Source organism: Pseudomonas sp. BN505 (assembly GCF_029873175.1).
GTDB lineage: Bacteria > Pseudomonadota > Gammaproteobacteria > Pseudomonadales > Pseudomonadaceae > Aquipseudomonas > Aquipseudomonas putida.
Window position 1 is genome coordinate 194,301 of sequence record NZ_SSOI01000030.1, and the last position, 22,298, is coordinate 216,598.

Here is a 22,298-nt window from a genome sequence, read left to right on the forward strand (position 1 = left end):
CACAACCGACCTGCAAATTTGCAGACAACGCAAAAGCGCCCCATAACGGTGCAAAGCCTCTAGAATAGACCACCCTTCAGCCACCGAGCAGCCCATGGATATCGATCAGGCCCGAACCTTCCTGGAAATCGTGCGTTGCGGCAGCCTGGTCGCCGCCGCCGAACGCCTGTTCGTGTCACAGACGGCAATTACCGCCCGGGTGCAGCGCCTGGAGCAGCAACTGGGCTGCCAGCTATTTGTGCGCAGCCGCAACGGCGCCAGCCTGACCAGCGACGGCGAAGCATTCGTCAGTTATGCCAACCAGCTGGTACAAACCTGGGAAGCGGCGCGGCGCGACCTGCCGCTGCCCGAGGGCTGCCAGCAAGTGCTGCATGTGGGGGGAGAAGTGAGCCTGGGCAACCCGATGATGCTTGACTGGATCAGTGCCCTGCACCGTGAGCTGCCCAGCCATGCCATCCGCAGCGAGGTCAGCGACGGCGAGTCGCTGCTGCGCAAGGTCGAGATGGGTTTGCTGGACGCTGCGCTGGTGTATCAGCCGACCTACGGGCCAGGCCTGCAGGTGGAACAGTTGATGGAAGAAAAGCTGATCCGCGTGCGTCGGGTCGACCAGCCAGAGCCCTACATCTACATCGACTGGGGCGAGGCCTTCCGCCGCCAGCACGATGCCGCCCTGCCCGACTGCGCCCGCCCGGCGCTCAGTTTCAACCTGGGCCCCCTGGCCTTGCAGTTCATTCTCGATCAGGGCGGCAGCGGTTACTTCCGCACGCGCGTGGTGCAGGCGTACCTGGACAGCGGCGTGTTCGAGCGGGTACCGCAGGCGCCGGAATTCACCTACCCGACCTTCCTGGTGTACCCACGCAAACGCGACAGCGAAGCCCTGCAACAGGCCTTCGCCATCCTGCGCCAGCTGGTAGCCGCCGGCGCCAGCGACTGGTCACAACGCTGGGACCCGGTTATCTGAAGCCTCGGCTTTGCTGAGCAACTGGCGCTTGAGGCCAGCGATCAGGTCGGTCTGGGTGATTACCCCCACCAGCTTGCCGGCATCGAGCACCGGCAGGCAATGCAGGCCCTGCTCGCACAACAACGGCAACAGGCGCTGCAGCGGATGCTGGCTACTGACACTGACCACCCGGCGGCTCATCACCTGCTCCATGCGTACCGCTTTGCGGCCGAACAGCCCGCGCCAGCTGAAGCGGCCACGCTGCATGGCCGGGCCAACCAGGTCGCTGAGGCTGACGATGCCCACCAGCTTGCCCTGCTGCAATACCGGCAGGGTTTTCAGGTGGTGGCTGGTCAGCATTTTCCAGGCCTGCTCAAGGGTGGTTTCGGGCGTGGCGAACTGCACATCGCGCGACATCACCGAACCCGCGGTAATACCGCCAAGGCTGCGCTGCAGGGCGTGCTGCTCGGTGGCGAGGATGATGCGTTCCAGCTCGTCACGGGTGACGTCGACGAACTCACCCAGCTCTTCCAGGGCCTGATCCAGGTCCTCGCCACGGATGCCGACCCGCTCACTGGGCAGGGGGTCGTGGGTATGGTGCACATCTTTGCGCGGCGCTACGCCTTTCGGGTAGCGCACACCGGTCAGGCGATTGTAGAGCACCGCCACGCTCACCAGGATCAGCGCGTTGAGCAGAATGGGCTCAAGCAGGTGATCACCCATGGCGGTCAGCCCCGAATCAGCCAGCACTGCGCTCACTGCCACCCCGCCACCCGGCGGGTGCAGGCAGCGCAGCAGGCACATCACCAGGATCGAGACGCCCAGGGCTGCTGCGGCCACCCACAGCTCCGGGCCGAAGCCTTGGCGCATGGCCAGGCCGACCGCGCCGGCCAGCGCGTAGCTGCCCAGCACTGGCCAAGGTTGGGCCAACGGGCCGGAATGCACGGCCAACACCAGCACTGCCGTGGCCGCCAGCGGGCCCAGCAGGTGCAAGGCGATGCCGGGGCCATAGGCCATGCTGGTCAGCCAGCCAGCGAGGAACAGACCGAGCAACGCACCGATACCGGCACGCAACCATTCTTTTGGAGAGGTATTCAGGGGCGCCGGCAACAGGCGCTGCAGGCGGTTTTCGGAACGCGAGGCAGGCATTGGGTAATCGGGGTCTTTGGTTTTTTCTGATTAAAAAGAAAGCCCAGCCGAGCTGGCCTGGGCCTCGTATTGCGCGTGCAATACCGCAAGGGGCTCCGTCCGTGGAGAGATGGAAACCGCAGGGTTTCATGAGGGGGATTTTGCCGGGTGAAGGGAAATTGGGCTAATTCAAAAAACTGCGGCTGTACTGCAATTTTTTTGCAGTACTGATAGGGCTTCGGCGGATTGGGTACACCTGTGGGAGCGGCCTTGTGTCGCGATGGGCCGCACAGCGGCCCCGGCATTACCGAGCCTTGCGCGGCAGGTCGATGCTCACACGCAACCCGCCCAGCGGGCTCTGTTCCAAGGCCAGACGCCCGCCCCAGGCGTCGACGATATCGCGCACGATGCCCAACCCCAACCCATGCCCGTCCACCTGCTCGTCCAGCCGCGAACCGCGCTCCAGCACCTGCTGCCGTTGGCTCTCGGGGATGCCGGGGCCATCGTCGTCGACCCACAGCTGGAAGCCCTCGGCATTGGGCTCAATGCCCAGGCGCACCTCGCTGTCAGCCCACTTGCAAGCGTTGTCCAGCAGGTTGCCCAGCAGCTCCAGGAAGTCTTCACGATCCCATGGCAGTAACAGCCCGGGCGGCACATCACTTGCCAGCAGCAGGCCCTCGCCATGGATCATGCCCAGTGTCCCGAGCAACCCCGGCAACTCGGCGTCACAATCGAACTGCGCGCCCGGCAGCGCATCCCCTGCCAGCCGCGCACGGTTCAGCTCGCGTGCCAGCCGTTGCTGGATCTGCTCCAGCTGCTCGCGCATCTGCGCGCGGACTTCGGGCAGGTCCTTCAAGCGCTCGCTGGAGGCCAGGCTCAGCAGTACCGCCAACGGCGTCTTCAGCGCATGCCCGAGGTTGCCCAAGGCATTGCGCGAGCGGCGCAGGCTGTCTTCGGTGTGGCTGAGCAGGTGGTTGATCTGCCCCACCAACGGCGCCAACTCGCTGGGCACCTGCTCATCCAGCTGCGAGCGCTTGCCCTGCTGCAGCTGGGCAATCTGCTGGCGTGCCCGCTCAAGCGGGCGCAGCGAGCGGGTAACCGTGATGCGCTGCAGCACCAGAACCAGAATCAGCGCCACCAGGCCCATGCCCAGGCCGATCTGCTGCATGCGCCGGAAACCTTCGCGCACCGGCGAATAGTCCTGTGCCACGCTGATCGAAATGTCCTGGCCCAGGCGCCGGTAGTCGGCGCGCAGGGCCAGCAGTTGCTGCCCTTCCGGGCCGAGTTCATGGCTATCGGAAAGCCCGGGCGCCGATGGTTTGGGCATGTCAAGGTCCCACAGCGAACGAGACCTCCAGGTGCCTTTGTCAAAATCGATGCGGAAGTAGTAACCGGAAAAAGGCCGTTGGTAGGCTGCCGAAATACGCCGCTCATCCAGCTGCAGGCCGGACGGCCCACGTACCAACGCCACCAGCAGGTTCTCGCTTTCCTTGCGCAGGCCGTTCTCCAGGTAGCGCTGCAGGCCAGCTTCGAACAGCCACAACGTCAGCTGCGCCAGCACTACACCGACTACCACCAGCACCGCCACCAGGCCCAGGCTCAGGCGCGCCTGGATCGACTTCACCCGGCGCTCCCGGCATAGATGTAGCCTTGCCCGCGACGGGTCTCGATCACGCTGCGGCCCAGCTTGCGCCGCAAGTGATTGACGTGCACTTCCAGCACGTTGGAGTCCCGCTCGGTTTCGCCGTCGTAAAGGTGTTCGGCCAGGTGGCTTTTGGACAGGATCTGCTGCGGGTGCAGCATGAAGTAACGCAGCAGCCGAAACTCGGCAGCGGTCAGTTGCACATCCATGCCGTCACGGCTCACACACTGACGGCTTTCATCCAGGTGCAGCCCCGCTGCCTCCAGTTTCGGCTGGTTGGCCAGGCCCCGGGCACGGCGCAACAATGCCTGGATACGCAACTGCAGCTCTTCCGGGTGGAACGGTTTGCTCAGGTAGTCATCAGCCCCGGCCTTCAGCCCCTCGATGCGCTCGGCCCACGAGCCGCGGGCGGTGAGGATCAGCACCGGCGTGGCCAGGCCGGCAGCACGCCACTGGGCCAGCACATCCAGGCCCGGCAAGCCCGGCAGGCCAAGGTCGAGAATGATCAGGTCGTAGGGTTCGCTCTGGCCCTGGTAAACCGCGTCGCGGCCGTCGGCCAGCCAGTCCACGGCATAGCCCTGGCGCTGCAGGCCGGCGGTCAGCTCATCGGCCAGCGGTACATTGTCCTCGACAAGCAACAGGCGCATTCAGTCGTCTTCCTCATCTTTGAGCAGGGCACCGGTGCTGGCATCGAGCTTGATCTCGCGTACCACACCTTCAACCGTCAGCAGTTCGACCTCATATTCGTAGCGATCGTCGTCTTCTTCCAGCTCGGCTTCCAGCAGGCGCGCCCCGGGGTGACGCCCCAGGGCGGTTTCCAGCAATTGCTCGAGCGGCAGGATGACGCCCTTCTGCCGCAGCTTCAGGGCTTCGTCCTGGTCAAGGTCGCGGGCTGCGGCCAGGGAGCACACGGCCAGCAGCGCCAGCGCGAGGTAGCGCGCCGGCCGCGGTAAGTGAATCATCAGTTGTCCCGCTCGTCCTTCAGCACTTCACCGGTCTTGGCGTCCAGCGCCACGTCCCACTCGACGTTCTGGGTGTCGCGCAACTCGACCTTGTAGATGTAGCGGCCGTACTCGTCTTCAAGCTCCGAGTCGGTGACGGTGGCGCCGGGGTGCTTGGCCACGGCGGTGGCTTTAAGCTCGTCCAGCGACTTGATGGTCTTGGCGTTGACCAGTTTGACCACTTCGTCAGGCTGTACATCCTTGGCGAAAGCGGCATTCGCGCCCAGAGCGAGGGCAGCGGCGGTGAACAGGGCAGTCAAGGTTTTCATCGTTCTTCTCTCCTGAGAACTGTGTAATTTGTCTACGGGGTTAAGACTAACCACCGGTCCTTAATTCAACCTGAAAACAGCTGGCGCCATGATAGCGCAGTTACACCTCCAGGCAGGTTTGGTCTCCTGCAGGAGCAGCCTTGTGCTGCGAAAGGGCCCGTGCAGGCACAACAGTTGTGTAGTCTGTACGGGCCCTTTCGCAGCACAAGGCTGCTCCTACAAGCCCAAGAGATCCGCCATGAGCGCCATCCACATCAAGTACCCTGCCCTCACCTTCAAGGCCGGTGACCGTGCCCTGCGGCTCATCCGCGAGCGCGGCCTGCAGGCGGCCGATGTCGGGGTGCTGCCAGGTGCGGCCGGTGGCCCGAAGCCGCTGGGTATCCAGGGCCTGGACCTGGCACTGTTCGGCGAGTGGCTGCCTTCGGCACCGCGCCCGCGCGCCCTGATTGGCGCTTCGATCGGTGCCTGGCGCTTCGCCAGCGCCTGCCTCGAAGACCCCATCGCGGGTCTGCGTCGCCTGGGCGAGTTGTACACCGAACTGGATTTCGCCAAGGGCGCCACCCCGGCGGAAATCAGCCACAGCTGCCAACGCATGCTCGACGACCTGCTGCAGGGCCGCGACGGCCAGCTGCTGGCCAACCCGCACTATCACCTGAATATCCTGGTAGTGAAAAGCCATGGCCAGCTAGCCCACGACCATCGCGGCCGCCTGGGCCTGGGCCTGGGCTCGGTGGTGGCCAGCAACCTGCTCGGCCGTTCGCGCCTGGCGCGCCACTTCGAGCGCATCATCCTGCACGACGTGCGCGCCACGCCGCCGCTCGACGCACTGACCGACTTCCCCTCACGCTACCTGCCGCTGGACCTGGCCAACCTGCGCCACGCCCTGCTGGCCTCGGGTTCGATCCCCATGGTCATGCAGGGTGTGAAAGACATCCCCGGCGTGGGCGCTGGCACCTACCGCGACGGCGGCCTGCTCGACTACCACCTCGACCTGCCCTACCGCGGCGACGACCTGGTGCTGTACCCGCACTTCACCGACAAGGTGGTACCGGGCTGGTTCGACAAAGCCTTGCCCTGGCGCAAAGGCGATGCCACCCGCCTGCAGAACGTGCTGCTGATGACCCCTTCGCCGCAGTACCTGGCCGCCCTGCCCTATGGCAAGCTGCCGGACCGCAACGACTTCAAGCGCTTCATGGGTGATGCGGCAGGCCGCAAGCGCTATTGGTACAAGGCTATCGCTGAAAGCCAGCGCCTGGGCGACGAGCTGCTGGAGCTGGTCGCCACCGGGCGGCTGCATGAACGCCTGCAAGCCTTGTAACGGCCATGCTGGTAGAATGCGCGCATTCATTGATTCACACAGAGTTATGACAGCGTGGAAATTTTCAAAGAGTTCACATTCGAATCGGCCCACCGCCTGCCCCACGTCCCTGAAGGGCACAAATGCGGCCGCCTGCATGGCCACTCGTTCAAGGTCGGCCTGCACCTGACCGGCCCGCTCGACCCGCACACTGGCTGGATCCGCGACTTCGCCGAGGTCAAGGCGATCTTCAAGCCGATCTACGAGCAACTGGACCACAACTACCTGAACGACATCCCGGGCCTTGAAAACCCCACCAGCGAAGTGATCGCCAAGTGGATCTGGGACCAGGTCAAGCCGCTGATGCCGGAACTGTCGAAAGTGCGCATCCACGAAACCTGCACCAGCGGTTGCGAATACACCGGCGACTGATTCGCCCCCCGCTACTGGCCCTGCGTGCTGCCCATGGCATCGCGCAGGAAGCTGGGGGCGATGTAGCGCTGGTAATGCGCTTCTGAAAGCAGGAAAAACTCGCGATCGATGGCATCGCGCAATTGCGGCAGTTCCCAGTCGCGAAACTCCGGCAGCAGCACCATGCCGTAGGCCTCCAGGTCACGGATCATCCGCGCCCCGCGGGCAATCAGCTGGTAAGCCCAGCAATATTCCGACTGCTGCTCGACAAAACGGATGGAGCGCTGCTCCAGTTGCTGACGCAGCAGGCTTTTGTCGAACACCTCCAGCTTGGCCATCATCACCTGCACCAGCAACTGCTCAAGGCGCAGCCACACCGCGCGTTTTTGCGCGTCGTCGTAGCCGTTCCAGTTGATCACTTCGTGGTGGAAACGCTTGCAGCCACGGCACACCGTGTCTCCGTACACCGTGGAGCACAGGCCGACGCAAGGGGTCTTGATGGACTTGTTGGACATGAAAAACAACAGTTTGGCGGAGGAACACGGGCCCATGTTAGCCCTTTGTCTAACCAGGGTCACTCGTTAAAGTCATCTTCTGCGCCTTACTTTCGGGCTTTTTTTGCCGTAGAATCATCCGGCCTTTTCAAAGGCAACAATGTCCGTTGGAAGCTGTTTTCAAAGCGTCACGAGCACAGTTAATCCGGTAGAACGGCGTTGGCCCGGGCCATGCATCCCTCGCATGCCCGCGCCAGCCCTCATCAGCTCCCCGTTCTGCAGGCGTAAAACTTTGAAAGCAGCTTCTGTAAGGATTCTTTGCGACTCTGGCTGGGCGGCCCACAAAGCCGTGGCAGCGCATGGGTGCATCGAATGCTGGATAAGCGTCCCGGACCCCCTTTAGGGACCACTGATGAGGGAAATAACTGTGCTTGAAGCCTACCGCAAACACATCGAAGAGCGTGCCGCCCTGGGTATCGTGCCCCAGCCGCTGAACGCCGAACAAACCGCAGGCCTGGTCGAGCTGCTGAAAAACCCGCCGGCCGGCGAAGAAGCCTTCCTCGTAGACCTGATCACCAACCGCGTACCGCCAGGGGTCGACGAAGCTGCCTACGTCAAGGCTGCTTTCCTCTCTGCTGTTGCCAAGGGCGAAACCCAGTCGCCCCTGATCGACCGCAAGCACGCCACCGAACTGCTCGGCACCATGCAGGGCGGCTACAACATCGAAACGCTGGTCGCACTGCTGGATGACGCCGAACTGGGCGCCGTCGCGGCCGAACAGCTCAAGCACACCCTGCTGATGTTCGATGCCTTCCACGACGTGGCCGAAAAAGCCAAGGCCGGCAACGCTCACGCCAAGGCCGTGCTGGACTCCTGGGCTGCCGGCGAGTGGTTCACCGCCCGCCCGGCCATCGCCGAGAAGTACACCCTGACCGTGTTCAAGGTGCCAGGCGAAACCAACACCGACGACCTGTCGCCTGCTCCGGACGCCTGGTCGCGCCCTGACATCCCGCTGCACGCCCTGGCCATGCTGAAAATGGCCCGCGACGGCATCGAGCCGCAGCAGCCTGGTTCGGTCGGCCCGCTGGCACAGATCGAAGCCGTCAAGGCCAAGGGTTTCCCGGTTGCCTATGTAGGTGACGTGGTAGGTACCGGCTCCTCGCGTAAATCCGCTACCAACTCGGTACTGTGGTTCTTCGGCGACGACATTCCGTACGTGCCGAACAAGCGCGCCGGTGGCTTCTGCTTCGGCACCAAGATCGCCCCGATCTTCTACAACACCATGGAAGACGCCGGCGCCCTGCCGATCGAGTTCGACTGCACCAACCTGGGCATGGGCGACGTCATCGACGTTTACCCGTACAAAGGTGAAGTACGCCGCCACGAAAGCGACGAGCTGGTCACCAACTTCGAGCTGAAAACCGAAGTGCTGCTGGACGAGGTCCGCGCTGGCGGCCGTATCCCGCTGATCGTTGGCCGTGGCCTGACCGAAAAAGCCCGCGCCGAGCTGGGCCTGGGTGCTTCCGACCTGTTCAAGAAACCAGAGCAGCCTGCCGACTCCGGCAAGGGCTTCACCCTGGCGCAGAAAATGGTCGGCCGTGCCTGTGGCCTGCCAGAAGGCCAGGGCGTGCGCCCAGGTGCCTACTGCGAGCCGAAGATGACCACCGTCGGTTCCCAGGACACCACTGGCCCGATGACCCGCGACGAGCTGAAAGACCTGGCGTGCCTGGGCTTCTCTGCCGACCTGGTCATGCAGTCGTTCTGCCACACCGCGGCCTATCCGAAGCCGATCGACGTCACCACCCACCACACCCTGCCAGACTTCATCCGCACCCGTGGCGGCGTGTCGCTGCGCCCAGGCGACGGCATCATCCACAGCTGGCTGAACCGCATGCTGATGCCTGACACCGTCGGTACCGGTGGCGACTCGCACACCCGCTTCCCGATCGGCATCTCGTTCCCGGCCGGTTCCGGCCTGGTGGCCTTCGCCGCCGCCACCGGCGTCATGCCGCTGGACATGCCAGAATCGATCCTGGTGCGCTTCAAGGGCAAACTGCAACCCGGCATCACCCTGCGTGACTTGGTGCATGCCATCCCTTACTACGCCATCCAGAAAGGTCTGCTGACCGTCGAGAAAAAAGGCAAGAAAAACGCCTTCTCCGGCCGCATCCTGGAAATCGAAGGCCTGGACGAACTGACCGTCGAGCAAGCTTTCGAGCTGTCCGATGCCTCGGCCGAGCGTTCCGCTGCCGGTTGCACCATCAAGCTGCCAGAGAAGGCCATTGCTGAGTACCTGACGTCCAACATCACCCTGCTGCGCTGGATGATCGGCGAAGGCTACGGCGATGCCCGCACCCTGGAGCGCCGCGCCCAGGCCATGGAAGCCTGGCTGGCCAACCCTGAGCTGCTGTCGGCTGACGCCGATGCCGAGTACGCTGAAATCATCGAAATCGACCTGGCCGACGTCAAAGAGCCTGTGCTCTGCGCGCCGAACGACCCGGACGATGCCCGCCTGCTGTCTTCGGTACAGGGCGAGAAGATCGACGAAGTGTTCATCGGTTCGTGCATGACCAACATCGGCCACTTCCGCGCTGCCGGCAAGCTGCTGGAGAAGGTCAAGGGTGGCATCCCTACCCGTCTGTGGCTGGCTCCGCCAACCAAGATGGATGCTCACCAGCTGACCGAAGAAGGCTACTACGGCATCTACGGCAAGGCCGGTGCGCGCATGGAAATGCCAGGCTGCTCGCTGTGCATGGGTAACCAGGCACGTGTGCAGACCGGTTCGACCGTGGTCTCCACCTCGACCCGTAACTTCCCGAACCGTCTGGGCGACGCGACCAACGTGTACCTGGCATCGGCCGAACTGGCTGCTGTCGCTTCGATCATCGGCAAGCTGCCGACCGTCGAAGAGTACATGCAGTACGCGAAAGACATCGACAGCATGGCTGCCGACGTTTACCGCTACCTGAGCTTCGACCAGATCGCCGAGTTCCGCGAAGCGGCAGCCAACGCCAAGATCCCGGTGGTTCAGGCTTAAGCTGAGTTACAGGCAGTAAAAAAGCCCCGGCAGCGATGCCGGGGCTTTTTTGTTTTAGCCTGTACCGGCCACCTCAGATCACAAACAAATCCACAAACCTGTGCACCGCCATCCCCTCCAGCTGCTGCTGGTCCTTGCACACCTCCACAATCTGCGCACACCGCTGACGGGCAAAACGCGTCCCCAGGTTTGCCCTGAACTTGGCCTCCAGCAACGGTATGCCCTCCCCTCGCCGCCGCCGATGCCCGATCGGGTATTCCACCACCACTTGGTCAGTGCTGCTGCCATCCTTGAAGAACACTTGGAGCGCGTTGGCGATCGAGCGCTTGTCTGGCTCCAGGTATTCGCGGCTGAAGCGCAGGTCTTCCACCACTTCCATCTTCTCGCGCAGGCGATCGATGCTCGGGTGGTTGGCATGGAAAGCATCTTCATAGTGCTCCGCCACCAAATGGCCGAAGACCAGCGGTACCGCCACCATGTACTGCAGGCAGTGGTCACGGTCGGCAGCATTGGCCAGCGGGCCGCTCTTGGAAATGATGCGGATCGCTGACTCCTGGGTGGTGATCACGATGCGGTCGATTTCATGCAGGCGGTTGCGCACCAATGGGTGCAGGGTCACTGCCGCCTCACAGGCGGTCTGGGCATGAAACTCAGCAGGGAAACTGACCTTGAACAACACGTTTTCCATCACATAGCTGCCCAATGCCTGAGGCAGACGCAGCTCGTACTGCCCGGCAGGCTTGAGCGCCAAGTCTTTGTTGGTATGACTGAACGATACGTCGTAGAACCCCCACTGCGGCGCCGTGAGCACGCCCGGCACGCCCATCTCGCCGCGCAGGGCGATATCGGCCAGGCGCACGCCCCGGCTGGAAGCATCGCCCGCCGCCCAGGACTTGCGAGAACCGGCGTTGGGCGCATGGCGGTAAGTGCGCAGGGCCTGGCCGTCGACGAAGGCGTGGGACAAGGCCGAGAGCATCTGCTCGCGATTGGCCCCCATCAGCCTGGCACACACGGCGGTTGAGGCCACCTTCACCAGAATCACGTGATCGAGCCCGACACGGTTGAAAGAATTTTCCAGGGCCAGCACACCCTGGATCTCATGGGCCATGACCATTGCCTCAAGCACATCGCGCATCAGCAGCGGCGCCTCACCCGCTGCGACGTGCTTCTGCGACAGGTGATCAGCCACGGCCAGGATGCCGCCAAGGTTGTCCGAGGGATGAGCCCATTCAGCGGCCAGCCAGGTGTCGTTGTAGTCCAGCCAGCGCACCGTGCAGCCGATGTCCCAGGCGGCCTTGACCGGGTCGAGGCGATAGGAAGTGCCGGGGACGCGAGCACCATTCGGAACCACCGTGCCTTCCACCTGAGGGCCGAGGAGTTTCGTGCATTCGGGGAAGCGCAGGGCCAGCAGGCCGCAGCCGAGGGTGTCCATCAGGCAGTTGCGCGCGGTGGCCAGGGCTTCGGCGGAATCGACCCGGTAGCCGAGGGCGTAATCGGCCAGGGTCTGTAGCACCCGGTCGTAATCCGGGCGGTCGTTGAGGTCTACGTTGGCGCTCATATCCAGCTCCCTTCAGAATTGCCGGGGCTGCTGTGCAGCCCTTCGCGGGCTCGCCCGCTCCCACAGGGATATCACAGCATTCAAACCCTGTGATTACCTGTGGGAGCGGGCAAGCCCGCGAAGGGCCGCAAAGCGGCCCCTCTTGAAGCCGAGCGCCAGTGGTGCTTTAGAAGCTATCGCCAGGCACGCGAACCCAGCCCTCCATCAGCACGCGAGCACTGCGGCTCATGATTGCCTTGGTCACTGTCCACTCACCCTCCACCCGGCGCGCCTCGGCCCCGACCCGCAAGGTGCCCGAAGGGTGGCCGAAACGCACAGCGCTGCGCTCGCCCCCGCCAGCGGCGAGGTTGACCAGCGTGCCCGGAATGGCCGCTGCGGTGCCGATCGCCACCGCCGCCGTACCCATCATGGCATGATGCAGCTTGCCCATCGACAAGGCCCGCACCAACAGGTCGACATCCCCTGCCTGTACCACCTTGCCACTGGACGCAGTGTAGGTGCTCGGTGGCGCAACAAACGCCACTTTTGGTGTGTGCTGACGCCCGGCAGCCTGGTCGACATTGTCGATCAAGCCCATGCGCACGGCGCCATAAGCACGAATGGTCTCGAAACGCAGCAGCGCCTGCGGGTCGCCGTTGATGGCGTCCTGCAGTTCGGTACCGGTGTAGCCGATATCCGCCGCGTTTACGAAGATGGTCGGAATGCCAGCGTTGATCAGGGTCGCCTTGAAGGTGCCGACACCCGGCACCTCCAGGTCATCGACCAGGCTGCCAGTGGGGAACATCGCACCGCCGTCGTCACCGTCGTCGGCCGCCGGGTCGAGGAACTCCAGTTGCACCTCGGCCGCCGGGAAGGTCACCCCGTCCAGCTCGAAGTCGCCGGTTTCCTGCACTTCACCTTCAGTGATCGGGACATGGGCGATGATGGTCTTGCCGATATTGGCCTGCCAGATGCGCACCGTGGCGATGCCGTTGCGCGGAATGCGCGCCGGGTCGACCAGGCCACTGCTGATGGCGAACGAACCGACTGCAGCAGACAGGTTGCCGCAGTTGCCGCTCCAGTCGACGAACGCCTTGTCGATGCTGACCTGGCCGAACAGGTAGTCGACATCGTGTTCTGGCTTGATGCTTTGCGACAGGATCACGGTCTTGCTGGTGCTGGACGTGGCGCCGCCCATGCCGTCGATCTGCTTGCCGTAGGGGTCGGGGCTGCCTATTACCCGCAGCAGCAGTGCGTCACGGGCGGGGCCGGGGATCTGCGCCTGCTCGGGCAGGTCTTGCAGGCGGAAGAACACGCCTTTGCTGGTGCCGCCACGGATGTAGGTGGCGGGGATTTTTACTTGCGGTACGTGTGCCATTGATGGGCTGTCCTGTCTGAAATGCATATGGCCTCTGGGGCTGCCTTGCAGCCCATCGCGGCACAAGGCCGCTCCTACAGGGATCGTGTGACGCTGTGGGAGCGGCCTTGTGTCGCGAAAGGGCCGCAGAGCGGCCCCCGTTTCATGCTCAGGCGGTCGCTTCGAGGAAGTCCTGGGCAAAGCGTTGCAGCACCCCGCCCGCTTCGTAGATCGACACTTCCTCGGCGGTGTCCAGGCGGCAGGTCACCGGCACTTCCAGGCGCTCGCCATTGGCGCGGGTAACCACCAACGTCAGGGTCGCCCGTGGCGTACGTGCACCCAGCACGTCATAGGTCTCGCTGCCGTCCAGGCCCAGGGTTTTGCGGTCAGTGCCTGGCTTGAACTCCAGCGGCAACACGCCCATGCCCACCAGGTTGGTGCGGTGAATGCGCTCGAAGCCTTCGGCGACAATGGCCTCGACACCCGCCAGGCGCACGCCCTTGGCCGCCCAGTCGCGGGACGAACCTTGGCCGTAGTCGGCGCCGGCCACGATGATCAGCGGCTGTTTGCGCTGCATGTAGGTTTCGATCGCCTCCCACATGCGGGTCACCTTGCCTTCCGGCTCGATACGCGCCAGCGAGCCCTGCCTCACACTGCCGTCTTCCTTGCGCACCATTTCGTTGAACAGTTTGGGGTTGGCGAACGTGGCACGCTGGGCGGTCAGGTGGTCGCCGCGGTGGGTGGCGTAAGAGTTGAAGTCCTCTTCCGGCAACCCCATTTTCGCCAGGTATTCACCGGCGGCGCTGTCGAGCATGATGGCGTTGGACGGCGACAGGTGGTCGGTGGTGATGTTGTCCGGCAGCACCGCCAACGGGCGCATGCCGCGCAGGGTACGTTCACCGGCCAGCGCGCCTTCCCAGTACGGCGGGCGGCGGATGTAAGTGCTCATCGGGCGCCAGTCATACAGCGGCGCCACCTTCGGCCCGCGGTCTTCCTCGATGGCGAACATCGGAATGTACACCTTGCGGAACTGCTCTGGCTTGACCGCGGCACGCACCACGGCGTCGATCTCTTCATCGCTCGGCCAGATGTCCTTGAGGCGGATTTCCTTGCCATCGACCACGCCCAGCACATCCTTCTCGATGTCGAAGCGGATCGTGCCGGCAATGGCATAGGCCACCACCAGCGGCGGCGAAGCCAGGAAGGCCTGCTTGGCATACGGGTGGATACGCCCGTCGAAGTTGCGGTTACCCGACAGCACGGCGGTGGCGTACAGGTCGCGGTCGATGATTTCTTGCTGGATCACCGGGTCCAGCGCGCCAGACATCCCGTTGCAGGTGGTGCAAGCAAAGGCGACGATACCAAAACCGAGTTGCTCCAGCTCCTTCTCCAGCCCGGCTTCTTCCAGGTAAAGCTGCACAGCCTTGGAACCTGGCGCCAGCGACGACTTGACCCACGGTTTGCGGGCCAGGCCAAGCCTGTTGGCATTGCGTGCAATCAGGCCAGCAGCTATCACGTTACGCGGGTTGCTGGTGTTGGTGCAGCTGGTGATGGCGGCAATGATCACCGCACCGTCCGGCATCTGCCCCGGCACCTCTTCCCAGCTGCCGGCAATGCCTTTGGCTGCCAGGTCGCTGGTGGCCACGCGAGCGTGCGGGTTGGACGGGCCGGCCATGTTGCGCACCACGCTCGACAGGTCGAAGCTCAGGGTGCGCTCGTAGACGGCGCCGCCCAGGCTGTCGGCCCACAGGCCGGTCGCCTTGGCGTAGGTTTCCACCAGCTTGACCTGCTGCTCTTCGCGGCCGGTCAGGCGCAGGTAGTCGATGGTCTGCTGGTCGATGGCGAACATCGCGGCGGTGGCGCCGTATTCCGGGGCCATGTTGGAAATGGTGGCGCGGTCACCCAAGGTCAGCGCGCGGGCGCCCTCGCCGTGGAATTCCAGGTAGGCGCCGACGACTTTCTGTTTACGCAGGAATTCGGTCAGGGCCAGCACCAGGTCGGTGGCGGTGATGTTCGGTGCCAGCTTGCCGGTCAGCTCGACGCCGACGATTTCGGGCAGGCGCATCCACGAAGCGCGGCCGAGCATCACGTTTTCGGCTTCCAGGCCACCAACGCCAATGGCGATCACGCCCAGGGCGTCGACATGCGGGGTGTGGCTGTCGGTTCCGACGCAGGTGTCCGGGTAGGCCACGCCGCGGTCGCTATGAATGACAGGCGACATCTTCTCCAGGTTGATCTGGTGCATGATGCCATTACCCGGCTGGATCACGTCGACGTTCTTGAACGCCTTCTTGGTCCAGTTGATGAAGTGGAAGCGGTCTTCGTTGCGGCGGTCTTCAATGGCGCGGTTCTTTTCGAAGGCCTGTGGGTCGAAGCCACCGCACTCCACTGCCAGCGAGTGGTCGACGATCAGCTGCACCGGCACCACCGGGTTGACGGCGGCCGGGTCGCCACCCTTGTCGGCGATGGCATCACGCAGGCCGGCGAGGTCGACCAGCGCGGTCTGGCCGAGGATGTCGTGGCACACCACGCGGGCCGGGAACCACGGGAAGTCGAGGTCGCGCTGGCGTTCGATCAGTTGGCCCAGCGAGGCGTCGAGGGTGGCCGGGTCGCAGCGGCGCACCAGGTTCTCGGCGAGCACGCGGGACGTGTAAGGCAGGCCGTCGTAGGCGCCGGGCTTGATCGCCTCGACCGCCGCACGGGCATCGAAGTAGTCCAGGTCGGTGCCTGGAAGGTGCTTGCGGAATGCTGTGTTCATATCGTTATCAGGCTCGGTCACGGTACGGTCGTGGATAGCGTTCTAATTGCTGCCCTGTATTGGCTGCTCCGGCCTCATCGCCGGCAAGCCGGCTCCCACAGGTACAGCACTGGCTACAAGGGCGGTGCAACACCTGTGGGAGCTGGCTTGCCGGCGATGAGGCCGGAACAGGCCACCCCACAGGTTCGGTTTCAGCGCTGCTCGATCGGCACGAACTGGCGCTGCTCGACGCCGACATACTCGGCGCTCGGACGGATGATGCGGTTGTTGGCACGCTGTTCGAAGACATGCGCCGCCCAGCCGGTCAGGCGCGAGCAGACGAAGATCGGGGTGAACAGCTTGGTCGGGATACCCATGAAGTGGTACGCCGAGGCATGGTAGAAGTCAGCGTTGGGGAACAGTCGCTTCTGCTCCCACATGGTCTTGTCGATGGCTTCGGAAACCGGGTACAGCACCTTGTCGCCCACTTCGTCGGCCAGCTGCTTCGACCAGCCCTTGATCACCTCGTTGCGCGGGTCGGACTCTTTGTAGATGGCATGGCCAAAGCCCATGATCTTGTCCTTGCGGTCCAGCATGCGCAGCAGCTCGGCGGTGGCTTCCTGCGGGCTCTGGAAGCGCTCGATCAGCTCCATCGCTGCCTCGTTGGCACCGCCGTGCAGCGGGCCGCGCAGCGAGCCGATGGCAGCGGTGACGCAGGAGTACAGGTCGGACAGGGTCGAGGCGCAAACGCGGGCGGTGAACGTGGAGGCGTTGAACTCGTGCTCGGCGTACAGGATCAGCGACACGTTCATGACCTTGACGTGCAGCTCGCTCGGCTTCTTGCCGTGCAGCAGGTGCAGGAAGTGGCCGCCGAGCGTGTCTTCGTCACTGGTGCAATCGATGCGCACGCCATGGTGGGTGAAGCGGTACCAGTAGCACATCACTGCCGGGAACAGCGCCAGCAGGCGGTCGGTCTTGTCGCGCTGGGCTTCGAAAGTGAGCTCGGGCTCCAGGGTACCCAGTACCGAGCAACCGGTGCGCATCACGTCCATCGGGTGGGCGTCACGCGGGATACGCTCCAGCACTTCCTTCAATGCTTGCGGCAGGTCACGCAGGCCCTTGAGCTTGAGCTTGTAGTCGGCCAGCTCGGCCTGGGTTGGCAGCTCGCCGTACAGCAGCAGGTAAGCGACTTCTTCGAACTCGGCACCTGCCGCCAGGTCACGCACGTCGTAACCCCGGTAGGTCAGCCCGGCACCGGCCTGGCCAACGGTCGACAGTGCGGTCTGGCCGGCCACCTGGCCACGCAGGCCTGCGCCACTGAGTACTTTCGCTTCGGCCATGGTGTTTCTCCTTTCTTGAATTTGTTATGGATTTCTTGCTGGCTAATTCGGTTCGCCTGTGCCGGCCTCTTCGCGAGTAAACCCGCGAAGAGGCCGGCACAGGCGCCATCACTTACCCTTTCTTCTGGGCAAACAGCGCGTCGAGGCTCTGCTCGAAGGCGTGGTAACCAATGGCATCGTAGAGCTCCATGCGGGTCTGCATGGTGTCGATCACGTTTTTCTGTGTGCCGTCGCGGCGCAGCGCGGTGTACACGTTCTCGGCGGCCTTGTTCATGGCACGGAATGCCGACAGCGGGTACAGCACCAGCGACACGTCGACCGAGGCCAGCTCTTCGGTGGTGTACAGGGGCGTGGCGCCGAATTCGGTGATGTTGGCCAGAATCGGTGCCTTCACCCGATCAGCGAACGTCTTGTACATCTGCAGTTCAGTGATGGCTTCCGGGAAGATCATGTCGGCGCCAGCCTCGATGCAGGCCTCGGCGCGATCAAGGGCAGCGTTCAGGCCTTCGACGGCCAAGGCGTCAGTACGCGCCATGATCACGAAGCTGTCGTCGCTACGGGCATCGACAGCGGCCTTGATGCGGTCGACCATTTCCTGCTGGCTGACGATTTCCTTGTTCGGACGGTGGCCGCAGCGTTTGGCGCCAACCTGGTCCTCGATATGGATGGCAGCAGCGCCAAACTTGCTCATCGAACGTACGGTGCGGGCGACGTTGAAGGCCGACGCACCGAAGCCGGTGTCGACATCCACCAGCAACGGCACGTCGCACACGTCGGTAATGCGGCGCACATCGGTGAGCACGTCGTCCAGGCCGGTGATGCCCAGGTCCGGCAAGCCCAGCGAGCCTGCTGCCACGCCACCGCCGGACAGGTAGATGGCCTTGAAGCCGGCACGCTTGGCCAGCAGGGCATGGTTGGCATTGATGGCGCCAACCACCTGCAGGGGATGTTCGGCAGCAACTGCGTCGCGGAAACGCTGACCGGGGGTGCTCTTCACAGTCATTTCTCACCTCGTGGGCTGTTGTTGTGGGCGTCCAGATAGTGACGCTCGATGTTGCGCTTGGACGCGCCGATGTGGCGGCGCATCAGGAGTTCGGCCAGCTCGCCGTCACGGTCGGCGATGGCATCGAGGATGCGGTGGTGTTCGGCAAAGGCCTGGCGTGGCCGATTGGGCGTGGCAGAGAACTGGATGCGGTACATGCGCACCAGTTGGTACAGTTCGCCGCACAGCATCTTGACCAGGGTCTGGTTGCCGCTGCCCTGGATGATCCGGTAATGGAAGTCGTAGTCGCCTTCCTGCTGGTAGTAACCCACACCAGCCTGGAATGCGGCATCGCGCTCATGGGTATCAAGCACACGGCGCAGTTCGTCGATGTCGCCCTGGCTCATCCGTTCGGCTGCCAGGCGGCAGGCCATGCCTTCCAGCGACTCGCGGATTTCGTACAGTTCGATCAGTTCAGCGTGGTTCAGCGATACCACGCGCGCGCCCACATGCGGTACGCGCACCAGCAGGCGCTGGCCCTCCAGGCGGTGGATGGCCTCGCGCAACGGCCCACGGCTGATGCCGTAGGTGCGCGCCAGCTCCGGCTCGGAAATCTTGCTGCCGGGGGCAATTTCGCCCTTGACGATGGCCGCCTGAATGCGCCGGAAGACGTTTTCAGACAAGGTTTCCGTTTCGTCTGTCAGCACCGGGCTGGCGGTGGAAAGGTCCTGCATATTGTCGACACCTTGAAAATCTCTTTGCCAGAAATTAGCGAAAACACGCTCTCCAGTCAAAGACAAAATGAACATTGTCGACAATTGTCTAATAGCGAACTAACCCCCGCCCGGTGCTGTCAGATCGCGCACCGCTGGCGTCAAGACGTCGGCGTGATAGAATGCCGCGCCTCCGATGGGGTATGGATAGCCTGTCTGTCATACATTCATGCTTGTTGACAGATAAAAGAGGAAGCTTGCGCAGTAGTTGCCAGTCGCCTTGACCAGAACCTTGCCTAGAACCTTGCACTGCACCGCGCCAGGATTATGAGACTTACACCCGTTTTATTGCTGCTATGCCTCACCCTGCTGCCGGCCCTTGGTCAGGCTGCGGGCAAGACCGTCTATGGTCTCAACGAATATGCACGGCTGGGCGACCTGGACCTGGAAGTGGCCGCCAAGCTCGACACCGGCGCCAAGACCGCCTCGCTCAGCGCCCGCGATATCAAGCGGTTCAAGCGCAACGGCGAAAGCTGGGTGCGCTTCTACCTGGCCATCGATGCTGCCCACTCGCACCCGATCGAGCGCCCGCTGGCACGCGTAAGCAAGATCAAGCGCCGGGCCGGCGACTATGATGCCGAATCGGGCAAGGCCTACACGGCACGCCCGGTCATCGAACTTGAAATCTGCATGGGCCAGGCCATGCGCACCATCGAAGTCAACCTCACCGACCGCAGCGCCTTCCAGTTCCCGCTGCTGATCGGCTCCGAGGCACTCAAGCACTTCGACGCGCTGGTCGACCCAAGCCTTAAATATGCGGCCGGCAAACCTGCCTGTGCCACCGACGCTCACAAAGCAGAGTAATTCCGATGCGCTCTCTTACCCTCCATCTGAAAGTCCTGATCACCGTACTGGTGCTACTGGGTGTGGCGGTCACGGCTTACCAGATCTTCTTCCTCGGCATCCCGGTGACCGAGGATGAAACCGACGACCTGTGGAACATCGACGCCAAGGTCGAGTTCGTGGCCAGCACCAAGGACCCGGTCAAGGTGCAGATGTTCGTGCCACCGCTGAACCGCGACTATGTCAGCCTCAACGAGAGCTTCATCTCCAACAACTACGGGGTGAGCGTCAACCGTGCCGACGGTAACCGCAAGGTCACCTGGTCGGCCCGCCGCGCCAGCGGCAACCAGACCCTCTACTACCGCCTGGTGCTGACCAAGCGCTACAGCAACGAGAAGACCACGGTCAAAGGCCCGACCTTCCGTGACAGCCTGGCTATCGAAGGCCCCGAGAAGATCGCCGCCGAAGCCCTGATGGCGCCGATTCGCCAGCACTCTGCCGACGTCGAGACCTTCGTCAGCGAGACCATCAAGCGGGTCAACAACCTCAACGACGACAACGTCAAGCTGCTACTGGCCGGCGACACCTCGCCGATGAAGAAAGCCCAGATCATCGACCTGCTGCTGTCGATCGCCCACGTACCGATGGAAAAGGTGCACACCATCCGCCTGGTGGCCGACACCCCGCAAACCCCGGAACTGTGGCTGCGCAGCTTCAACGGTAACGACTGGCTGTATTTCAACCCGGACACCGGCGAGCAAGGCCTGCCCAGCGACCGCCTGCTGTGGTGGACCGGTGACGACAACCTGATCACCGTCGATGGCGGCAAGAAGGCCAACGTCACCTTCAGCATGAACAACAGCGAGATGAACGCCATCCGCCTGGCCAAGCTGACCGACGAGAACACCGACGCAGACTTCCTCGAGTACTCGCTGTACAGCCTGCCGCTGCAGACCCAGCAGACCTTCATGATCATGGTCATGATCCCTATCGGCGTGCTGGTGATCCTGGTGCTGCGCAACCTGATCGGCTTGCAGACCCTGGGTACCTTCACCCCCGTGCTGATCGCCCTGGCCTTCCGCGAGACCCAACTGGGCTTTGGCATCGTGCTGTTCACGGTGATTACCGCGCTTGGCCTGTCGTTACGCTCATACCTGGAACACCTCAAGCTGCAAATGCTGCCACGCCTGTCGGTGGTGCTGACCTTCGTCGTGGTGCTGATCGCCGCCATCAGCCTGTTCAGCCACAAGCTGGGCCTTGAGCGCGGGCTGTCGGTGGCATTGTTCCCGATGGTGATCCTGACCATGACCATCGAGCGCCTGTCGATCACCTGGGAAGAACGTGGCGGTGGCCATGCCATGAAAGTGGCCATCGGCACCCTGTTTGCAGCCTCTTTGGCGCACCTGCTGATGATGGTGCCGGAGCTGGTGTACTTCGTGTTCACGTTCCCGGCCGTACTGCTGATCCTGGTGGGCTTCATGCTGGCGATGGGCCGCTACCGTGGCTACCGCCTGACCGAACTCGTGCGCTTCAAGGCATTCCTGAAGAAGGCTGACGCCTGATGTTTGGCCTGATCAAGACGTGGAAAGCCCTGGAGGCCCGGGGCATCATGGGTATCAACCGGCGCAACGCGGACTACGTGTTGAAGTACAACAAGCGCAGCTTGTACCCGATCGTCGACGACAAGATCATCACCAAGGAGCGCGCCCTGGCGGCCGGTATCCATGTGCCGGAAATGTACGGCATCATCGAAACCGAGAAAGAAATCGACAAGCTCGACCAGATCATTGGCGGGCGCAGCGATTTCGTCATCAAGCCGGCGCAAGGCGCCGGCGGTGACGGCATCCTGGTGATCGCCGACCGCTTCGAGGACCGCTACCGCACGGTGTCGGGCAAGATCATCAGCCATGAGGAAATCGAACACCAGATTTCGAGCATCCTCACCGGCCTGTACTCGCTGGGCGGCCACCGCGACCGCGCGCTGATCGAGTACCGGGTTACCCCCGACCAGATCTTCAAAAGCATCAGCTACGAAGGCGTGCCGGACATCCGCATCATCGTGCTGATGGGGTACCCGGTAATGGCCATGCTGCGCCTGCCGACCCGCCAGTCCGGCGGCAAGGCCAACCTGCACCAGGGCGCCATCGGCGTGGGCGTTGACCTGGCCACCGGCGTGACCCTGCGCGGTACCTGGCTGAACAACATCATCAGCAAGCACCCGGACACCACCAATGCGGTGGATGGCGTGCAGCTGCCGAACTGGGACGGCTTCATGAAGCTGGCCGCCGGCTGCTATGAACTGTGCGGGCTGGGCTACATCGGCGTGGACATGGTGCTGGACCAGGAAAAAGGCCCGCTGATCCTGGAGCTAAACGCCCGCCCGGGCCTTAACATCCAGATTGCCAACGACTGCGGCCTGACCCAGCGCACCCACGCCATTGAGGCGCATATCGAAGCGCTGGCCAAGGATGGCATTACCGAAGATGCCGAACAGCGGGTTCGGGTAGCACAGGGTTTGTTCGGGCACGTGCCTAACCGCTGAATTGCCGGGGCTGCCTTGCAGCCCATTC

General features: G+C 63.4%; 19 protein-coding genes. 7 read left to right on the plus strand and 12 right to left on the minus strand.

Annotation, left to right across the window (positions count from 1 at the left end):
• The first annotated feature begins 94 nt into the window (after nt 1-94).
• Entirely contained in the window at nt 95-961 is an 867-nt protein-coding gene (locus E8E78_RS08445; RefSeq protein ID WP_049277362.1) for a LysR family transcriptional regulator, read from the plus strand.
• Here E8E78_RS08445 and E8E78_RS08450 read toward each other — a convergent pair.
• The 5 genes from E8E78_RS08450 to E8E78_RS08470 form a co-directional block, all read right to left on the minus strand.
• Complete coding sequence (locus tag E8E78_RS08450; protein WP_049277364.1) at nt 935-2,089, minus strand: HPP family protein; 1,155 nt, start codon at nt 2,087-2,089, stop codon at nt 935-937. The genes E8E78_RS08445 and E8E78_RS08450 overlap by 27 nt on opposite strands.
• Before the next feature lie 283 nt (nt 2,090-2,372).
• A complete protein-coding gene (locus E8E78_RS08455) occupies nt 2,373-3,692 on the minus strand; it encodes a sensor histidine kinase (protein ID WP_114942335.1) in 1,320 nt (439 codons plus the stop codon).
• Nucleotides 3,689-4,357 (minus strand): response regulator transcription factor, encoded by a 669-nt coding sequence (locus tag E8E78_RS08460; protein WP_049277367.1) that lies wholly within the window; start codon nt 4,355-4,357, stop codon nt 3,689-3,691. The genes E8E78_RS08455 and E8E78_RS08460 overlap by 4 nt, the downstream gene beginning before the upstream one ends.
• On the minus strand, nt 4,358-4,672 hold the full coding sequence (locus E8E78_RS08465; RefSeq protein WP_016500524.1) for a PepSY domain-containing protein: 315 nt from the start codon (nt 4,670-4,672) through the stop codon (nt 4,358-4,360).
• A complete protein-coding gene (locus tag E8E78_RS08470) occupies nt 4,672-4,980 on the minus strand; it encodes a PepSY domain-containing protein (RefSeq protein WP_016714736.1) in 309 nt (102 codons plus the stop codon). Before E8E78_RS08470 ends, E8E78_RS08465 begins: the two co-directional genes overlap by 1 nt.
• A 238-nt stretch (nt 4,981-5,218) precedes the next feature.
• On the opposite strand from E8E78_RS08470, the gene E8E78_RS08475 reads away from it, so the two are divergent.
• Nucleotides 5,219-6,298 (plus strand): patatin-like phospholipase family protein, encoded by a 1,080-nt coding sequence (locus tag E8E78_RS08475; RefSeq protein ID WP_049277371.1) that lies wholly within the window; start codon nt 5,219-5,221, stop codon nt 6,296-6,298.
• Between the two features lie 54 nt (nt 6,299-6,352).
• Entirely contained in the window at nt 6,353-6,709 is a 357-nt protein-coding gene (gene queD, locus E8E78_RS08480; RefSeq protein ID WP_012271598.1) for a 6-carboxytetrahydropterin synthase QueD, read from the plus strand.
• Nucleotides 6,710-6,720: 11 nt separating this feature from the next.
• Here queD and E8E78_RS08485 read toward each other — a convergent pair whose 3' ends face one another.
• Nucleotides 6,721-7,203 carry a DUF1289 domain-containing protein gene (locus tag E8E78_RS08485; protein WP_151326450.1) on the minus strand — a complete coding sequence of 161 codons (483 nt, stop codon included), beginning with the start codon at nt 7,201-7,203 and terminating at the stop codon, nt 6,721-6,723.
• Nucleotides 7,204-7,609: 406 nt separating this feature from the next.
• Here E8E78_RS08485 and acnB point away from each other — a divergent pair, with 406 nt between their 5' ends.
• Nucleotides 7,610-10,219, plus strand: a complete 2,610-nt coding sequence (gene acnB / locus E8E78_RS08490; RefSeq protein WP_041167795.1) for a bifunctional aconitate hydratase 2/2-methylisocitrate dehydratase — start codon at nt 7,610-7,612, stop codon at nt 10,217-10,219.
• A 73-nt stretch (nt 10,220-10,292) separates the two neighbouring features.
• On the opposite strand, the gene prpD is transcribed toward acnB, so the two are convergent.
• The 6 genes from prpD to E8E78_RS08520 form a co-directional block, all read right to left on the minus strand.
• The gene (prpD, locus tag E8E78_RS08495; protein WP_114942337.1) at nt 10,293-11,777 is read right to left on the minus strand and encodes a 2-methylcitrate dehydratase; all 1,485 of its coding nucleotides are present in this window, start codon (nt 11,775-11,777) and stop codon (nt 10,293-10,295) included.
• Nucleotides 11,778-11,943: 166 nt separating this feature from the next.
• A complete protein-coding gene (gene prpF / locus E8E78_RS08500; protein ID WP_049276125.1) occupies nt 11,944-13,134 on the minus strand; it encodes a 2-methylaconitate cis-trans isomerase PrpF in 1,191 nt (396 codons plus the stop codon).
• 148 nt (nt 13,135-13,282) lie between these two features.
• Nucleotides 13,283-15,871, minus strand: a complete 2,589-nt coding sequence (gene acnD, locus E8E78_RS08505; protein WP_059395683.1) for a Fe/S-dependent 2-methylisocitrate dehydratase AcnD — start codon at nt 15,869-15,871, stop codon at nt 13,283-13,285.
• A 191-nt stretch (nt 15,872-16,062) separates the two neighbouring features.
• Nucleotides 16,063-17,190, minus strand: coding sequence for a 2-methylcitrate synthase (gene prpC / locus E8E78_RS08510; protein ID WP_063423887.1), 1,128 nt, complete (start codon nt 17,188-17,190; stop codon nt 16,063-16,065).
• Nucleotides 17,191-17,302: 112 nt separating this feature from the next.
• Nucleotides 17,303-18,193: a methylisocitrate lyase gene (prpB, locus tag E8E78_RS08515; protein WP_016485912.1), complete on the minus strand. Its 891-nt coding sequence runs from the start codon at nt 18,191-18,193 to the stop codon at nt 17,303-17,305.
• Nucleotides 18,190-18,906, minus strand: coding sequence for a GntR family transcriptional regulator (locus E8E78_RS08520; protein ID WP_016500533.1), 717 nt, complete (start codon nt 18,904-18,906; stop codon nt 18,190-18,192). The genes prpB and E8E78_RS08520 overlap by 4 nt, the downstream gene beginning before the upstream one ends.
• Nucleotides 18,907-19,212: 306 nt before the next feature.
• Here E8E78_RS08520 and E8E78_RS08525 point away from each other — a divergent pair, with 306 nt between their 5' ends.
• The 3 genes from E8E78_RS08525 to E8E78_RS08535 are packed head-to-tail and all read left to right on the plus strand — an operon-like array spanning nt 19,213 to nt 22,270.
• Entirely contained in the window at nt 19,213-19,749 is a 537-nt protein-coding gene (locus tag E8E78_RS08525; RefSeq protein WP_016500534.1) for an ATP-dependent zinc protease, read from the plus strand.
• Between the two features lie 5 nt (nt 19,750-19,754).
• The gene (locus E8E78_RS08530) at nt 19,755-21,290 is read left to right on the plus strand and encodes an inactive transglutaminase family protein (RefSeq protein WP_016500535.1); all 1,536 of its coding nucleotides are present in this window, start codon (nt 19,755-19,757) and stop codon (nt 21,288-21,290) included.
• A complete protein-coding gene (locus tag E8E78_RS08535; protein WP_016500536.1) occupies nt 21,290-22,270 on the plus strand; it encodes an alpha-L-glutamate ligase-like protein in 981 nt (326 codons plus the stop codon). The genes E8E78_RS08530 and E8E78_RS08535 overlap by 1 nt, the downstream gene beginning before the upstream one ends.
• Nucleotides 22,271-22,298: the final 28 nt, after the last annotated feature.

What these genes read in the sequence shown, in the direction of transcription:
- E8E78_RS08445 (WP_049277362.1), top strand. Translation starts at nt 95, where the DNA reads ATGGATATCGATCAGGCCCGAACCTTCCTGGAAATCGTGCGTTGCGGC.
- E8E78_RS08450 (WP_049277364.1), bottom strand. Translation starts at nt 2,089, where the DNA reads ATGCCTGCCTCGCGTTCCGAAAACCGCCTGCAGCGCCTGTTGCCGGCG.
- E8E78_RS08460 (WP_049277367.1), bottom strand. Translation starts at nt 4,357, where the DNA reads ATGCGCCTGTTGCTTGTCGAGGACAATGTACCGCTGGCCGATGAGCTG.
- E8E78_RS08465 (WP_016500524.1), bottom strand. Translation starts at nt 4,672, where the DNA reads ATGATTCACTTACCGCGGCCGGCGCGCTACCTCGCGCTGGCGCTGCTG.
- E8E78_RS08470 (WP_016714736.1), bottom strand. Translation starts at nt 4,980, where the DNA reads ATGAAAACCTTGACTGCCCTGTTCACCGCCGCTGCCCTCGCTCTGGGC.
- E8E78_RS08475 (WP_049277371.1), top strand. Translation starts at nt 5,219, where the DNA reads ATGAGCGCCATCCACATCAAGTACCCTGCCCTCACCTTCAAGGCCGGT.
- E8E78_RS08485 (WP_151326450.1), bottom strand. Translation starts at nt 7,203, where the DNA reads ATGTCCAACAAGTCCATCAAGACCCCTTGCGTCGGCCTGTGCTCCACG.
- prpD (WP_114942337.1), bottom strand. Translation starts at nt 11,777, where the DNA reads ATGAGCGCCAACGTAGACCTCAACGACCGCCCGGATTACGACCGGGTG.
- prpF (WP_049276125.1), bottom strand. Translation starts at nt 13,134, where the DNA reads ATGGCACACGTACCGCAAGTAAAAATCCCCGCCACCTACATCCGTGGC.
- acnD (WP_059395683.1), bottom strand. Translation starts at nt 15,871, where the DNA reads ATGAACACAGCATTCCGCAAGCACCTTCCAGGCACCGACCTGGACTAC.
- prpC (WP_063423887.1), bottom strand. Translation starts at nt 17,190, where the DNA reads ATGGCCGAAGCGAAAGTACTCAGTGGCGCAGGCCTGCGTGGCCAGGTG.
- prpB (WP_016485912.1), bottom strand. Translation starts at nt 18,193, where the DNA reads ATGACTGTGAAGAGCACCCCCGGTCAGCGTTTCCGCGACGCAGTTGCT.
- E8E78_RS08520 (WP_016500533.1), bottom strand. Translation starts at nt 18,906, where the DNA reads ATGCAGGACCTTTCCACCGCCAGCCCGGTGCTGACAGACGAAACGGAA.
- E8E78_RS08525 (WP_016500534.1), top strand. Translation starts at nt 19,213, where the DNA reads ATGAGACTTACACCCGTTTTATTGCTGCTATGCCTCACCCTGCTGCCG.
- E8E78_RS08530 (WP_016500535.1), top strand. Translation starts at nt 19,755, where the DNA reads ATGCGCTCTCTTACCCTCCATCTGAAAGTCCTGATCACCGTACTGGTG.
- E8E78_RS08535 (WP_016500536.1), top strand. Translation starts at nt 21,290, where the DNA reads ATGTTTGGCCTGATCAAGACGTGGAAAGCCCTGGAGGCCCGGGGCATC.